Source organism: Calditrichota bacterium, from assembly GCA_013151735.1.
Lineage (GTDB): Bacteria > Zhuqueibacterota > JdFR-76 > JdFR-76 > BMS3Abin05 > BMS3Abin05.
In genome coordinates this window covers 1-16,116 of the sequence record JAADHR010000188.1, presented here as the reverse complement: position 1 = coordinate 16,116, position 16,116 = coordinate 1, and the positions used below count along the sequence as shown (strand labels likewise).

Here is a 16,116-nt window from a genome sequence, read left to right as displayed (position 1 = left end):
TCGTGGTGATCGGTCACTACTTAGAGGGAAAACGAGTGTAATATGCAGAAAGAAATTATTATTAATACGACAATTGCAGGAACACGGGTTGCTATTCTGGAAGACGGTCAGCTTGTGGAGCTTTTTGTCGAACGTCCCGAACAGGAACGAATGGTAGGCGATATTTACAAGGGGGTTGTGGAGAATGTGATCAAGGGAATGGGGGCGGCATTTGTGGACATCGGTCACGATCAGAATGCGTTTTTGCGTTTTTCAGATATTGGGGAATTTTTCGACAGTTACGGGCCCATTCTCTCGGACGACGACGACGAGGCCTATTGGAAGGCAATGGAAAAGGAGAAGGCCCGCAAGGGGGTTCCCCTGGTTACCGGCCAGGAAATTCTGGTTCAGATAGCGAAAGAACCGATCAGCACAAAAGGGGCGCGGGTTACATCTGAAGTATCCATTCCCGGCCGGTTTATGGTGCTGGTTCCCGGTTATGATCATGTGGGGGTGTCCCGAAAAATCGAAAACTTTCGGGAAAGAAAACGGCTGAAAAGAATTGCCTACAAAATCCGCCCGGAGGGTTTTGGTTTGATTATTCGAACCGCTGCCGCCGAAAAAGACGAGGCTGTTCTGAAAGCGGATTTAGACAATCTTTTGCGGACCTGGGAGAAAATCGAGAAAAAGGCCAAAAAGGAAAAAGCACCCACTCTGGTTTATAAAGAGATGGGCATGGTGTCCTCCGTCATTCGCGATTTGTTTACACAGGATGTAAATCGGGTGGTTGTCGATTCCCGCAAGCTTTATCGAGAGGTGATCCGATATCTGAAAGATGTGGCTCCTCACCTGATGCCGCGGGTAGAGCTTTACAAAGGAATGAAACCTATTTTTGACGAGTTTAATATTGAAAAGGAAATTGACAAAAGCCTGTCGCGAAAGGTCTGGCTCAAAAGCGGCGGGTACATTGTAGTTGACCAGACGGAAGCTCTGGTGGCCATCGATGTAAACAGCGGAAAATATGTCAGCCGTGGCGAACATGAAGACAGCTCCCTGAAAATCAATCTGGAGGCCGTAAAGGAAATTGCCCACCAATTGCGGCTGCGCGATCTGGGGGGGATTATCGTGATTGACTTCATTGATATGCACGATGAGCGCAACAAGATGAAGGTCTACACCGAGCTGAAAAAGGAACTTCGAAAACACCGCTCGAAAACAAGCGTGGCTCCGTTGAGTGAATTTGGCCTGATCGAGATGACCCGGGAGCGCGTCCGCCCCAGCCTGCTCTACGATTTTCTGGAACCCTGTCCCGTATGCGACGGCGTCGGGTATGTGCCTTCCAGCCCCACGGTAACGGCAAAAATCGAGCAAGCCATTCGGCGGCTTCGGGTCCAGCGCAAGGAGCGAAGAATTTCTTTGGTCGTCAACCCCGAAATGAAAAAATATTTGGTGAATGGTTTGTGGAACCGATCCCGAAAACTTATGTTGAAATACATGATTACAATTGATGTTGAAAGCAGCGAGGGGCTTCATTACGGACAATTTCGGATCATTTCAAAAAAGACCGGTGAAGATATTACCGATGAACTGATTGGAAAAAACCAGAATCAGAGTCAGTAGGCGGTATAAGTCCGGCAAAGGGATTAATTGGCGGCTCGAAAGTCCGTAAAAATGACCGGAATTCCAGAATAATGGGCACAATTTACGAGCTCGGTGGGCCGAATAAGGATGGCGCTGGCCGGGAGTTTTGCAAGGAACATTTATCAGCGTTATCATTCATGATCCCATTTCATTGGGTTGGCCGGTGAGGTCGTGCAATTTTTTGATGGAATGACCATTTTCCCAATAAAGGCTTGACAAAATCTATTCTGTTTCTTATATTTTGAAGTGACTAATTTACAATAAAATGAGAAAGATGGCAAGGAGGTTCATAATTTATGTATGCAGTTGTGGATATCGCAGGAAAACAAGTAAAAATACAGGAAGATGCCCGGGTAAAAGTCCCCTTTCTTGGCAAGGATGAAGGAGAAAAGGTTACCTTTAACCGCGTTCTTTTAGTGGCAGATGAAAAAGAAACGAAGATAGGGAAACCGGTTTTGGACGGTGCGTCCGTGGAAGCAACCGTTGTCAAAAATGGCCGCGAAAAGAAAATCATTGTTTTTAAGAAGATTCCGAGAAAAAACTACAATAAGAAGAACGGGCATCGTCAGCTTTTTACAGAAATAAAAATTGAAAAAATAGCCCTATAAAAAAGGAGGTGTTTGGAAGATGGCCCATAAAAAAGGGGTAGGCAGTTCCCGGAACGGCCGTGACAGCAATGCACAGCGCCTGGGTGTGAAACGTTTTTCCGGCCAGCGCGTTTCAGCCGGAAGTATTATTGTTCGCCAGCGTGGAACACATTTTCATCCCGGTGAAAACGTTGGAAGGGGAAAAGATGATACCCTCTTTGCCACAGCGGACGGTGTGGTGAAATTTGAAACACGGAAGAACAATCGAAAATATGTCAGCATTGTTCCATAAAAAAAAGAGAAGATTTTTATCTTCTCTTTTTTTATGACCCGTAGTATATCTCACAACGTCTTTGATAATAAATGGTTTGTCTCTCTCCAAAAAGCACCTATTTGGGGGAATGATTTTTTGAAAGAATGTGAGAATCCATACCGTCTTCCTTAGTTTGGTTCTCTTTGTGTGTATTTTAAGAACGCCCAGTGAAGGGCATTTTATTTGTGGTATTTCAAAATTACAAGGCAATAATAAAGAAACCCATTTAAGATCAGGAGGCAAAAATGAAAATAAGTGTCGTAGGCGCAGGGCACGTTGGTGCTACTGTAGCCAGAAATGTTGCCGAGCTGGAAATTGCCAAAGAAGTTGTTTTGATTGATATTATTGAGGGTGTTCCACAAGGAAAAAGTTTGGACCTTTGGGAGTCGGCTCCCATTCGGGGTTTTGATTCGCGTTTAATCGGGACCAACGACTACAAGGATACAAAGGACTCTGATGTGGTGGTTATTACAGCAGGAGTACCCAGAAAACCCGGAATGAGCCGCGATGATTTATTGATGACCAATTTTAATATTGTTAAATCGGTTACGGAAGAGGTCGTTAAGAATTCTCCCAATACGATCATCATTGTTGTTTCAAATCCATTGGATGTGATGGCCTACACGGCCATGAAGGTCAGTGGTTTTGAATCGCATCGCGTCATTGGAATGGCGGGTATTCTTGACACGGCACGCTATCGCTCCTTTATTGCTTTGGAAGCCAATGTTTCCGTAAAAGATATTCAGGCCATGGTTCTGGGCGGTCACGGTGACAATATGGTTCCCCTTCCTCATTTTACCACCATTTCAGGTATTCCTGTCAGCCACTTCATTCCAAAAGATAAATTGGATGCCATCATCAAGCGGACACGCGGCGGGGGCGGCGAAATTGTTGCTTATCTCAAAACAGGAAGTGCGTATTATGCTCCGGGCGCAGCCGTTGCGCAAATGGTTGAAGCCATTGCCAAAGACAGCAATCGTATTCTTCCTTGCTCAGCCTGGCTAACCGGACAATTTGGCATTCAGGACACGTTTGTCGGCGTTCCCGTGAAATTGGGACGAAAAGGCATTGTGGAAATTATCGAATTGCCGCTGACCGAAGAAGAATTGGCCGCACTGAAGGTTTCTGCAGACCATGTAAAAGAGAATATCGATAAGCTGCCCTTGTAAAGATTCTGCAAGCCCATATTCAGACGTTTTAAAAAGATAAAAATTGTGGAAATTCCCTGTCATTGGCAGGGAATTTCCGTTGATAATTCAGGATATCTACACAGAAAATGTGTATCTTTCAATGATCGAAAGGCGGGATAGAACAATGCGTGAATTAGACGTCGGAGAGATTACACAGGCTGTAAAGCGCTTAAGTATGGAAGCCAATTATTTTTTGGGCGATGATCAGGTAAACGCGCTGAAAGAGGCTCTGAAAAAAGAAGAATCTCCTGTGGGAAAAAGTGTTCTCAACCAGATTGTTGAGAATCAGGAAATTGCCCGGACTGAAAAGATGGCCATCTGCCAGGATACGGGTTTTACGGTTGTTTTTATCGATTTGGGTCAGGAGGTGCATCTGATTGGCGGTGACCTGACAGAAGCCGTTAATGAGGGCGTGCGGCAAGGGTATACAGAAGGCTATTTAAGAAAATCTATCGTTAAAGATCCTTTGCGCAGAGTCAATACCGGCGATAATACACCGGCCGTGGTTCATCTAAGACTGGTTCCCGGCGACAAAGTCAGTATCACCGTAGCACCAAAAGGGGGTGGAAGTGAAAATATGTCTGAGGTCCGAATGCTGAAACCGGCTGATGGTCCGGAAGGTGTGAAAAATTTTGTTATCGACCGGGTCCGCCGCTCCGGAGGCAATCCTTGTCCCCCCATTATTGTGGGGGTGGGAATTGGCGGCACATTTGAAATAGCGGCTTTGATTGCCAAAAAAGCTCTTCTGCGGGAACTTGGACAATTTAATCCCGATCCCTATTATGCGGAGATGGAAAAAGAATTGCTGCGTGAAATCAATAAATTGGGAATTGGCCCGATGGGCCTGGGCGGCCGTGTAACCGCACTGGGTGTTTTTATTGAATATCATCCCTGCCACATTGCCAGTTTACCGATTGCCGTAAATATTCAGTGTCATGCAGCACGTCATAAAAGCGTTGTGATTTAATCAGAAAGGGACGGTGACCACTATGAGCGAGAAAAAAATAGTAACTCCCCTGACGGATGATGTTGTCAAAACTCTGCGTGTGGGCGACACGGTCTACATTTCAGGAACCATTTACACCGCCCGTGATGCTGCTCACAAGCGCTTAGTCGATTTGCTTAATGAGGGAAAGGAATTGCCCATCGACGTAAAGGGACAAATTATTTACTATGTTGGACCGGCTCCCGCTCCCCCGGGAAAACCGATTGGTTCAGCGGGTCCAACCACCAGCTATCGGATGAATCCCTACGCACCCTACCTGATTGAACAGGGCCTAAAGGGGATGATCGGAAAGGGTGAAATGGGGGAGGGCGTCGTAGAGGCCATGAAAAAACATTGTGCCGTCTATTTTGCCGCCACCGGCGGAGCGGCCGCCCTGCTGGCCAAATGTGTAAAACATGCAGAGATTGTAGCTTACGAAGATCTGGGTGCTGAAGCGATCCGCAGGCTCGAGGTGGAAAATTTACCGGTCATTGTTGCTCAGGATTGCTATGGGGGAAATATCTACAAAGAGGGGGTTGAAAAGTACCGCGTTGCTTCCTGATGAGCCGCAAAAAATGGGGGAGGTGACTCATCGTATTTAAAAGCGGTGGATCCGAGAGCAAAATATCGAATAAAAAATGATTTCTTAGTCCTATGGTTCATGTATTGGTGTTCTCCCAAAATGGAGGTATCAAATGTCTGAAATGTTTACTCACGATGTGTTAATCCTGGGTTCTGGGATAGCCGGATTGAGAGCAGCAGTGGAAATTGCCGTTCAAACAGAGGGCAAGGTGGATGTGGGAATTATTTCCAAGGTTCAACTCATGCGTTCTCACTCCGTGGCCGCTGAGGGAGGAACAGCGGCTGTTTTACGCCCGGAAGAAGGGGATAGTTTTGATCTCCACGCCTGGGATACGATTAAAGGCAGTGATTTTTTGGCCGACCAGGATGTGGTCTATCGGTTTGTAAAAATGATGCCCGACGAAATTCGCCGTCTGGATCGCTGGGGAATTCCCTGGAGTCGGAAGCCCGACGGAAGAATTGATCAGCATGCATTTGGCGGACACGGGTATCCGAGGGCCGTATTTGCAGCAGACAAAACAGGTTTTTTTGAAATGCAAACCCTGTACGATACCCTGCTGCAGTACAACAATACAACCCGGTACGATGAGTGGTTTGTTACGTCTATTATAATTGAAGATGGCGTTTTCAAAGGATTGACGGCCATCGATATGGCGAACGGAGAATTTCACACCTTCCGGGGCAAAGCCCTGATTATTGCTTCCGGTGGGATTGGCCGGGTCTCCGGATTCACAACCTATTCCCACACGGTAACCGGCGACGGGATCGCCATGGCCTATCGGGCGGGCATTCCATTAAAGGATATGGAATTTGTGCAATTTCATCCGACCGGCTTGATTCCAACGGGAATCTTAATGACGGAAGCTTGCCGGGGGGAAGGCGGGTATTTGCGAAACAATAAGGGCGAACGGTTTATGGAACGCTATGCCGCCAGCCGGATGGAATTGGCGCCGCGGGATATTGTTTCTCGTTCCATCATTACCGAGATCAACGAGGGGCGGGGTTTTCCGGGCCCCCGGGGATTGGATTATGTTCATCTGGACCTCACTCATCTGGGTGCCGACAAGATCAATGAGCGACTGGGTTTTATCCGGGAATTGGCCATGAAATTTGTGGGGGTTGATCCGGTAAAACAGCCCATCCCCATTCGACCCGTTTGGCATTATTTGATGGGTGGAATTGATACCAACATCGATGGCAAAGCTTCAGGCGTTGAGGGTGTTTGGGCTGCAGGTGAGGCTGGTTGTGAAAGCCTCCACGGGGCCAATCGGCTGGGAACCAATTCCACGGCCGAATGTCTGGTTTACGGCAATATCACCGGAAATGAAGCCATAAAATACATTGATGGAAAAGATTTTCCCAAATTACCCGATGATGCGGTTCGGAAAGAAAAGGATCGCATTTTTAATGATCTTTTGAAACGGGATGGCAAAGAATCCGTTTACGGATTACGCGCGGAGGTTCGCGACATCATTGACAAACACATGCCTGTGTATCGAACGGGTGAAAAAATGAAGGAAGGTCTGGAACGGATTCGCCAGGTGAAGGAGCGCTATAAGAATATTACAGTCCGAGATAAGAGCAAAGCCTACAACACCGATCTGGTTTTTGCTCTCGAGTTGGGATTCATGATTGACGTGGCCGAAGTTTTGATTGAAGGTGGCCTGCGGCGTGAAGAATCCCGCGGAGGCCATGCACGTCTGGATTTTCCAAAGAGAGATGACGACAAGTGGCTCAAACATACAATTGCCAAATATACGCCAGATGGTCCGACGTTTGACTATTCGCCCGTGGCCATTACAACCTGGAAACCTGTTGAACGCAAGTATTAGGAGGTTAAACTATGAAAACTGTGGTCCAGGAAAAAAAGACTCGCCCCAATCGGCTTGGAATCGGCGGTTGGTTCTACGGCGGTAAATACGGTGCCGAGCGCTATATTTTTGTGCTTCACCGGCTGGCCGGCCTGGGAATTCTACTCTATTTTATTATTCATATTTTTGTGACGGGACAAAAAATTCATGGTAAGGAGGCCTGGAATGCGGCGATGAGCAGTGTGAGCGGAACCTGGTTTCACATTGGCGAATACCTTGTTTTTGCCGCCATTGCATTCCACGGTCTGAACGGCATTCGGCTAATTCTGGCCGAGTTTGGCTTGGTTCTGGGAAAACCCAAACGTCCCATCTACCCGTATACAACCGCAAATATGCGTATTCGGGTCTTAACGTGGAGTATGATGATTTTAGCTGCCATCCTGATGCTGGTTGGCGGATATGACTTTTTTCTGATGCATTAATAAGGAGGTTCAAATGCGTGAATCGACGTTGTGGTTTTGGCATCTCATAGCGGGCATTGTTATTATCTTTGTTCTTGGCATCCATATTGGTGTCATGCATCTGGATAAGATCATGCAGGCGATTGGCATTATGTCAGCCGGTGACGTGCTCTCTTATGCGGATGTGCTTGCCCGAGCCAAGACGATTGCTTATCTGATCATTTACTTATTACTCATGTGGTTTGCATTGTACCATGGATTTTATGGATTGCGTTCGATGATTCTGGAAATTTCCATGTCAAAAACAGCTCAAGCTGTGGTCAACTGGGTTATTTTCCTGTTTGGTTTCGGCCTGGCCGTATATGGTACCTATGCAATTATTATTGGCTACACCATGGCGAACGCTTAGGAGGACTGACGAATGAGTGAAACAAATGAAAGCTATAAAACAAACTTTGCTGAAACGAAAGATATTGTGTTTAAAATCTTTCGTTACGATCCCGATGTAAATACAGAGCCGCATTTCGACACCTTCACCGTTCCCGTGGTAAAAGGCTGGACGGTTTTGGATGCCGTGATGCATATCAAGGAGAATATGGATAGTACGGTTTCGTACCGCGCATCCTGCCGAATGGGTATCTGTGGCTCCTGCGCAATGGATATCAATGGCAAGCCCCGGCTGGCCTGCCAAACCCAGGTTATTGCTGAATTACAATCCGACGAGGTGGTGATAAAACCTCTGGCAAATTATCCGATTCTTCGGGATATTGTACCGGATTTAACCCCGCTGATTCAGAATCATGAAGCGGTGAAGCCGTACATTATTCGGAAGGACAAGGAAGATCAGAAGAATCCCAAAGGCGAATTGTACCAGACGCCTGATGAATTGGAGGAATATCTGCAATTCTCCTACTGTATCAAATGCGGAGCCTGTATGGCGGCATGCCCGGTGGTGGCCACAGATGAAGAGTTTCCGGGACCACAGGCCTTAACGCAAGCCTATCGTTACACCATTGATACGCGGGACGATGGGTTCATGGAACGGATTGATTCTGTGGATAAAACACACGGCGCCTGGCGGTGTCACTTTGCCGGTGCCTGTTCCGATGCCTGTCCCAAAGGTGTGGATCCGGCGTTTGCCATTCAGTTGTTAAAGCGGGAAATTACGGCTCGCAAATTCGGGAAAAAACGCGAACCGGCGCCTATTGCCAAACAACCTGTGAATGTGAAGCGCCTCGAAAGCGTGCCCTATCCTCCCGAAAAAACAGTCAAATGATGATCTGTTTTCCTTATACACTAATCAAAAGAGGTGGCGATTGTGCCACCTCTTTTTCCTTTTAGGACTATTATTTTCTTGACAATTTCCAATTTTTGGCCTATTATAATATACAAATCTTTTTGTCTGAAAGTATTTTGCCTTCAAATGGTTGGGATCTTCTTTCTAAGTTTGTTTCGTTTTATCGCAAACAGACGGTTCCTGAACAGGGAACCCATGCAAATCGTCACAATTCAAATCCGTTCGCCAATTTAAGGAGGAAGAGTTTTATGAAGCGGCTCCTTTTTGTTTTTTTAATTTTTGGGATAATTGCTGCACAGGCACAGGGACAATCTCTCTGGTATAAACAGTATCAACTTGGGCGTCGGGCGCTGGCCTCCGGGCGGTATCAAAAAGCGGCCGGTCATTTCCTGATTGCCATACGGGGCCACGGGAAAGATTCCAAACGGGTGAGAACCTACGGAATGCATTTTGAAGAATATTTTCCTCACCGGGAACTCGGCGTGGCCTATTATTATTTGAAAAAATACAAGTTGGCCCGGCAGCAATTGCGAACATCCATTGGACAGGCGCCTTCCCTTCGGGCAACAAAATATTTGGACCTGGTAAACAGGGCTCTTGGAGGGGAGAAAACCTCTCCTCAGGTTGCCCAGACCCGGAAACCCGCCTCTCAGCCGTCTTCTGCGGCAAAAAAGAAGGGGGAACAGTTGATTGTCGGGAATAAGACCATCAAATTGGTGGGTGAGCGAATGGGAATAGCGGTTCTTCCGTTCGAAAATAAGGGGGCCAGCAAAGACCTGGGAGAAATTGTCCTGGACAAAATGACCACCGTTTTGGTGAACAAGAATCGATTTAAGGTCATGGAGCGGGCCCAGCTTAACAGGATTCTGGAAGAACAAAAACTGGGCATGTCGGGAATTCTGGATGCCGCCACCGCCGCCAAAATCGGTAAAGGAATTGGGGTGGATGCCATCGTTATGGGAAGCGTGGTTCTGACGCAGAACGGCTCGGTCAGTATTGACGCCCGCGTCATTGATACGGAATCGGCGCGGATCATTACCGCCCGGGACGGGTACTCCGGCAGTTCGGATATGCAAAGTGTCAAAAACACCGTGGAAAACGTGGCCAATGCCATTGTGGAAGATTTGCCTCTGGTAGACGGGTTTGTCATTCAGGTTAACGGGCAGAAAATCATGCTGGATAAGGGATTAAACAGCGGCCTGAGGCCCGGAATGAAATGCATTATTTACAGGGAAGGCAAGGAAATTCGCCATCCGATAACCGGGGAAGTCTTGGGACGCGAAACCAATATTATCGGAGAGGTTTTGGTCAACGATTCATTTGAAAAATACAGTGTGGCCAAACCGATTTCGACCACGGGGGGCGTCATAAGTGTAGGCGACAAATTCTTAACAAAATAAACACTGGAAAATCACCTAACCAAAAATAAAGGAGAACGCATGCGAAAATTAATCGGAATAATGACAGTTATTTCATTTTTTACACTGATTGCTTATTCTGCACATGCGCAAAGCCGCTTAAATCCAACCGGAAGCGGAGCCCGCGCATCGGCTATGGGATATGCCTTCACCGGTGTTGCGGATGATGCAACCGCCATTTCCTGGAATGCCGCGGGGCTCACGCAACTCATGGCGCCGGAAGTCTCTGTAATCGGCCGAGTGAGCGCCGGCAGCGAAACAACCGAGGGAGCCACCTTCACAATTGACCGCGCGTCTGATTTTAATTTGAATTTTGCCAGTTTTGTGCTTCCGCTTTCCATGGGAACCAGCAACATGGTAGTAGGGGGGGCCTATCGGAATGTGTTTGATTTTAACAACACAACAACCTACACATCCACCGAAACCGGAGACAAAGCAACCTATAAAGAAAAAGGCGGGGTTTGGGGCATTTCTCCCAGTGTGGCGATGCAGTTTATTCCTAATTTTTCGATTGGCGGTACGTTCAATATTTTAACCGGAAGCGACGAAAGCTCCTGGGAGAGCAACGGTCAAACATCCTCTAACAGCGGGAAAACAGATTATTCCGGTGCGTCCATCGAAATCGGGACACTTGCCCATTTTAATCATTTTTCGATTGGCGCAAATTTTAAGCTGCCGTACACATTGAAAATTAAAAAGAATGACAGCGAAACCGACCTTAAAATTCCCATGTTTTTCTCGGTTGGTGCCGTGTTTCGCCCATTCGACAATTTAATGCTGGCAGTTGACTATCAGGCCAGACCGTGGTCGAAGGCCACTTTTTCATCTGACCGAGAAAAAGATGTGAGCAGCGGTTTTGAAGATGCCAATTCCATTCATCTGGGTGGGGAATTTGTGATCAGCCTCGGTGGATTGGCGATTCCTCTCAGAGCCGGGCTCTACACCGATCCCAAGCCCTGGAAGGATGATGAGGGAAACAAGATTACCGGTACCATGCTGACGCTGGGAACGGGTCTGGCATTTGGAAATCTTTCGCTTGACGCCAGCCTGGAACTGGGGGGATCCACCTACAACAGCGAGCTCTGGAATGGCTATGATTATACCATGGCCAAGACTACGGATGTGGATGTTCGAATGACACTGGGGGCCACGCTGGGTCTTTAGTCCGGGTTACAAATCCACGGTTTGGGTCCCCGGTACGTTTAAAGTGCCGGGGACTTTTTTATCCATTCGTGCTGCAGGCGCCACATTTTGGCGTAATTGCCGTCGGATGCCAGCAGCCCGGAGTGGGTTCCTTCTTCAACGATTTTTCCATTGCGCAAAACGTAGATTCGGTGTACATTCTCCAGTCCTGCCAACCGATGTGTAATCAGCAATGTGGTTCGCGTTCGGGTGATTTTCCAGAGTGTGTGGAGTATTTTTTCTTCTGTAATGGCATCCAGGTTGGTTGTTGGCTCATCCAGAATGAGAATCGGACTGTCTTTGAGAATGGCCCGGGCCAGAGCCAGGCGCTGACGCTCACCGCCGCTTAATTGGAGCCCCTGTTCCCCGATCCAGGTGTCGTACCCCTGCGGCAGATTTTGAATAAACGCGTGAATATCGGCTTGTTTGGCTGCATCTGCCAATTCTACGTCACGGGCATCCGGTTTGGCCATGCGTAAATTTTCGGCAATCGTCCCGTTGAATAAATGGGTGTTCTGCGAAACCACACTCACCTGGCGCCTCCACTCTTCCTGGTTTAGGGCTCGAAGCTCTTGCGAGCCCGCCCAAATATGCCCTTCCGAATAATCGTAGAATCTTAGGAGTAGGTGAACAAGTGTGGATTTGCCCGCCCCGCTGGGTCCCACAATGGCAATGACGTGATTTTCCGGTACCTCAAATGAAAGATGTTTCAGCACCGGCTCCTTTGAACCGGGATAGGCAAAGCTGAGATTTTGGACGGTCAGCGAGAATGTGCGGGGAAGCGGTGCCGGTTTTTCCACATCGCGCACGGCCGGCTGAGCATCGGTCATTTCAAACAAGCGTCCGGCCGACTGGAGGCTTTGTTCCAAAAACTGAAGGGCGGTTGGCAGGGGAAAAAGGGATTCGAAGGCGGCCATCACGCCCATCACCAGGACGGCCAGATAAACCCCGTCGAGGAAAGAATGCGTGACTTGTGGTATGGCAACCAGCAGCATAGCAATAACCGTCGCATCCAAAAATAAATTCATCAGGGAATCGTGAAGGCCGGTGATAATCGCCATTTTGTGCTGGAGCTTCGTGTAGGTTTGGTACTGTTTTTCAAGTGTTTTAAAATGGTTTTCCGCCTGGCCAAAAGCCACCAGATCGGCCATTCCCTGCACACCGTCGATAGTGGCGGTATTTACCCGGGATTGCAGGGAAGCCCATTGGCGCCCGATTGGGCGGCTCAGCAGCCAGGTCACCGCTGGAATTCCCAAACCGGCCGCGAAAAACGCAAGTGTGAGAACCCATGCAAAAGCGACGCTAAAACTGCCCAGCAAGACCCACATCAGAAGCAAAACGAGAGCGGCCACAAACGGAGGAGCAATGACGCGGACGTACATGTGTTCCAGATTTTCGATGTCGGAAACCACGCGGGTCAGCAAATCCCCACTGCGGTAGTGAAGGAGTCGTGCCGGAGCCAGGGGTTCAATCGATCGGTAAAACCACACGCGAAATTTGGCCAGAAGCCGAAAGGTGACTTCGTGCGAAACATACCGTTCCAGATAGCGGAAGATGCCCCGGGAAATCCCGAAAAAGCGTACACCCACAATGGCCACCTGCAATACGGCAATAGACGGATGCAGGGCCGCCCTGGAAATGATGTACGCGGAGGTCATCATCAGGCCGATGCTGCTGCCAATGGTCAGAAATCCCAGAAATGAGGCCAGAGCCATCCACCATTTGTAGGGAGCAGCCAATTTCATAAGCCTGAAAAAGGATTTCATCACGCCACCCCCTCGTAAGCCGTAACCAATTTTTTGTACAGGCCGTTTTGCTGCAAAAGCGATTCGTGGGTACCCGCTTCCAAAATTCGGCCTTTAAAAATAACCAGAATGCGGTCTGCTGAACGGCTTGTACTCAGCCGGTGTGCGATCAACAAAACCCGTCGGCCTTGCATTAGCGTTTGCATGGCCGATTGAATTTTTGCCTCCACTTCCGGATCGAGGTTGGATGTGGGTTCATCCAGAATAACAAAAGGGGCATTTTTTAAAAAGGCGCGCGCCAGAGCCAGGCGTTGGGCCTGTCCGCCACTGAGCCGGGCGCCCTTTTCACCGATGAGAGTGTCGTAACCCCGGGGCAGGGCCCGGATAAAATCATCCATTTCGGCTTGTTTGGCTGCCTGTTCAATTTGAGTAAGGGATGCCTCCGGCTGTCCCATGCGGATGTTTTCGGCAAGGGTTCCGTAAAACAGGTGTGGATTTTGCGGAACCCAGGCAATTTGTCGGCGCCAATCGTCCGGATTGAAATGGCTGATCGGCTGATCGTTTGCCAGAAGTCTTCCGGATTCGGGTTTAAGAAATCGCAGAAGAAGATGGGTGATGGTGGTTTTCCCGGAACCGCTGGGTCCCACCAGCGCCGTCCGCTTTCCGGGTTCTAAAGTAAACGAAACCTCCTGTAATGCGGGCCGGCTGCCTGAATCGTACGAAAAACTGACGGATTCAAATTTAAGGACTGCCTGTTTTAAATCGGGTACGCGGGCAGGTGTACTCAGGGGTTCCGGAGCGGAGGTTTCCAGAATTTGGAAAATGCGCCGGGCCGCGGCCGTTCCCTCCATTCCGGCATGAAATCGGGTTCCCAACAACCGCATGGGCAAATAGAATTCCGGTGCCAGAATCAAAATGAACAGGGCGTTTTCAAAGGCCATTTTGGCGTACAGCAACCGAAGTCCAATTTCCACCGCGACGACCGCCGTACTGATGGTGGAAACCAGTTCCAGTACCAGAGCGGACAAAAAGGCCACCCGCAAAACAGTCATGGTGTGCACCCGAAAATCATTGCTGATGTCTGCAATCATTTTGATTTGCTCTTGGCTTCGCCCCAAAATTTTGAGTGTGGTCAATCCCTGCAAAACATCCAGAAAATGAGCGCTTAACCGGCTGAGGGTTTTCCACTGTTTTTGGGTCAGTGCCTGTGCAATATTCCCGATGAGAATCATGAAAAGTGGAATCAGAGGAGCCGTCAGGAGGAACACAAAGCCGGTTAACAGGTCGTTGGGAAAGACAAAAAACAAAATGGTGACAGGAATTAACGTGGATAAAAAAAGCTGCGGCAGATACTGACTGAAGTAGGCGTCCAGGGCATCCACACCGGAAAGCAGGGTATTGCTGATTTCGCCACTCCGTTCGGATTTCATCCGCACAGGACCCAATTGAAGAAGTTTTCGGATGAGGGCGCTGCGCACCGAATCTTTCACATGACGGGCCACTTTCCCGGCCGTCATTTCCTGAAGCCAGATGGCAGCCGCCCGGAGCAGGCTGAAAAGTCCGAAAAGATAAATGAATGATGCCAAATCCCGCAGGGGCATTTTCTGCAGAAATGCCCTGGAAATTGTTCGGCTGAGAGCGGCCGCCTGCCCGATGGTAAACACACCGGCAGCCACACCAAAGATAACCGCCAGTGCCATGAGAATACGGACGTTTTTCAGAAGATTGAGAAGCCGCTTGTCTAAATTCATTTAATTAGTCAATCGTTAGAATAAGCAGATTAACCCTATTTTCAAAATCAAACATTTTAATGTAGAATTTCTGACGGTGAGTTGCAACAAGAAATCTGACATTTTGACGAGAAGTGGCTGTTTGGGTATCTTGGATAACGGAATTTGTTAATTCGCTGCCGGTGGCCTGGATATCCTGAAACGTGAAAAATCTTCGCAATTTATTTGTGAGGAAAGTGTAAAAAATTTTTTTAAAAATCGTTTTCCGCTTGCATTTTTCAGGATAGTTTTTCATATTAAAGAAGCTTTCGAAAAACAACATTCCTTTTGAAATATCGTTATTTTGCTGCCATTCAAACATCAATTAAAGGCCGATTTATGATGACTGAAAAACAAATTTCTGCCGGACTTCAGGCGCTGGAGTCTGAATTTGGAAAAGACCGGGTGGCCCAAGCCATTCAGGCGGTTCAAAGTTTCAGGGTGGAAGTGCCCAGTTGGATTTTTGGTCCCTTTGGCGGAGGCCGGTTTGGGGACTACATGCCCCCGGGAGCCGCCCAAACGATTGATCAGAAATTGGAGGATGCCTCTTTTGTAAACCGACTCACCGGAGCGACGCCCACCATCGCTACGCACATTCTCTGGGATTTTTCGGAAGATGGCGTAACCGGTAATTACAAGCTGGCCGAGCGGGTGGCGCGTGCCGCCGAAGAACGGGGGCTGCATATTGGATCTGTGAGTCCCACCTATTTTTTAAAAGGATCGTACCGGGGAAGCCTGTCTTCGGATGACCCTCAGGTTCGAGAGCGCTACGTTGAGCAGACCATTCTCGGCGGAAAAATTGCAAAGGATTTGGGAACTCAATTGCTGACACTCTGGTTCCCGGACGGGTCGCTGTATCCCGGCCAAATTCAGTTACGAAAAGCCCTGGCGAATCTTCAGGACAGTCTAAAAAAAGCGCATTCGAAGATCGATTCGGATGTGACCATTTTGATCGAGTACAAGGTTTTTGAACCGGGAACGTACAGCACAACCATTTCGGATTGGGGAACGGCGTATCTTCTGGCGAAGCACCTTGGAAAGAATGTGGGGGTCTTAGTGGATTTGGGACACCATCCGCACGGGAAAAATATCGAGCAGATTGTAGCTTACTTGATTCACGACGGCATGAAAGCCGGATTTCACTTCAACACCCGTT

15 protein-coding genes are annotated in these 16,116 nt (G+C 48.4%); 13 read left to right on the top strand and 2 right to left on the bottom strand.

What is annotated here, in order from left to right; all coding sequences use genetic code 11:
• The first annotated feature begins 42 nt into the window (after positions 1-42).
• The 12 genes from GXO76_13255 to GXO76_13200 all read left to right on the top strand — a co-directional run bounded on the left by GXO76_13255 (position 43) and on the right by GXO76_13200 (position 11,428).
• Positions 43-1,599 carry an Rne/Rng family ribonuclease gene (locus GXO76_13255; protein NOY78824.1) on the top strand — a complete coding sequence of 519 codons (1,557 nt, stop codon included), beginning with the start codon at positions 43-45 and terminating at the stop codon, positions 1,597-1,599.
• Between the two features lie 317 nt (positions 1,600-1,916).
• The gene (rplU, locus tag GXO76_13250) at positions 1,917-2,228 is read left to right on the top strand and encodes a 50S ribosomal protein L21 (protein ID NOY78823.1); all 312 of its coding nucleotides are present in this window, start codon (positions 1,917-1,919) and stop codon (positions 2,226-2,228) included.
• Between the two features lie 19 nt (positions 2,229-2,247).
• Positions 2,248-2,499, top strand: coding sequence for a 50S ribosomal protein L27 (gene rpmA / locus GXO76_13245; protein NOY78822.1), 252 nt, complete (start codon positions 2,248-2,250; stop codon positions 2,497-2,499).
• A 266-nt stretch (positions 2,500-2,765) separates the two neighbouring features.
• Positions 2,766-3,689: a malate dehydrogenase gene (mdh, locus tag GXO76_13240; GenBank protein NOY78821.1), complete on the top strand. Its 924-nt coding sequence runs from the start codon at positions 2,766-2,768 to the stop codon at positions 3,687-3,689.
• 145 nt (positions 3,690-3,834) lie between these two features.
• Positions 3,835-4,677, top strand: coding sequence for a fumarate hydratase (locus GXO76_13235; protein ID NOY78820.1), 843 nt, complete (start codon positions 3,835-3,837; stop codon positions 4,675-4,677).
• A 22-nt stretch (positions 4,678-4,699) separates the two neighbouring features.
• On the top strand, positions 4,700-5,257 hold the full coding sequence (locus GXO76_13230) for a Fe-S-containing hydro-lyase (protein NOY78819.1): 558 nt from the start codon (positions 4,700-4,702) through the stop codon (positions 5,255-5,257).
• A 133-nt stretch (positions 5,258-5,390) separates the two neighbouring features.
• Positions 5,391-7,109, top strand: coding sequence for a succinate dehydrogenase/fumarate reductase flavoprotein subunit (locus tag GXO76_13225; GenBank protein ID NOY78818.1), 1,719 nt, complete (start codon positions 5,391-5,393; stop codon positions 7,107-7,109).
• An 11-nt stretch (positions 7,110-7,120) separates the two neighbouring features.
• Positions 7,121-7,570, top strand: coding sequence for a succinate dehydrogenase (locus GXO76_13220; GenBank protein ID NOY78817.1), 450 nt, complete (start codon positions 7,121-7,123; stop codon positions 7,568-7,570).
• Positions 7,571-7,583: 13 nt separating this feature from the next.
• On the top strand, positions 7,584-7,958 hold the full coding sequence (locus tag GXO76_13215; protein NOY78816.1) for a hypothetical protein: 375 nt from the start codon (positions 7,584-7,586) through the stop codon (positions 7,956-7,958).
• A 12-nt stretch (positions 7,959-7,970) separates the two neighbouring features.
• Complete coding sequence (locus GXO76_13210) at positions 7,971-8,825, top strand: succinate dehydrogenase iron-sulfur subunit (GenBank protein NOY78815.1); 855 nt, start codon at positions 7,971-7,973, stop codon at positions 8,823-8,825.
• Positions 8,826-9,094: 269 nt separating this feature from the next.
• A complete protein-coding gene (locus GXO76_13205) occupies positions 9,095-10,246 on the top strand; it encodes a hypothetical protein (GenBank protein ID NOY78814.1) in 1,152 nt (383 codons plus the stop codon).
• A 39-nt stretch (positions 10,247-10,285) separates the two neighbouring features.
• Positions 10,286-11,428, top strand: a complete 1,143-nt coding sequence (locus tag GXO76_13200; GenBank protein ID NOY78813.1) for a hypothetical protein — start codon at positions 10,286-10,288, stop codon at positions 11,426-11,428.
• A gap of 38 nt (positions 11,429-11,466) precedes the next feature.
• On the opposite strand, the gene cydC is transcribed toward GXO76_13200, so the two are convergent.
• Both cydC and cydD read right to left on the bottom strand, forming a co-directional pair.
• The gene (cydC, locus tag GXO76_13195) at positions 11,467-13,212 is read right to left on the bottom strand and encodes a thiol reductant ABC exporter subunit CydC (protein NOY78812.1); all 1,746 of its coding nucleotides are present in this window, start codon (positions 13,210-13,212) and stop codon (positions 11,467-11,469) included.
• Positions 13,212-14,942, bottom strand: a complete 1,731-nt coding sequence (gene cydD / locus GXO76_13190) for a thiol reductant ABC exporter subunit CydD (GenBank protein ID NOY78811.1) — start codon at positions 14,940-14,942, stop codon at positions 13,212-13,214. The genes cydC and cydD overlap by 1 nt, the downstream gene beginning before the upstream one ends.
• Positions 14,943-15,248: 306 nt before the next feature.
• Here cydD and GXO76_13185 point away from each other — a divergent pair.
• Positions 15,249-16,116: TIM barrel protein (locus GXO76_13185; GenBank protein ID NOY78810.1), on the top strand; the 868-nt coding region annotated here is incomplete at its 3' end.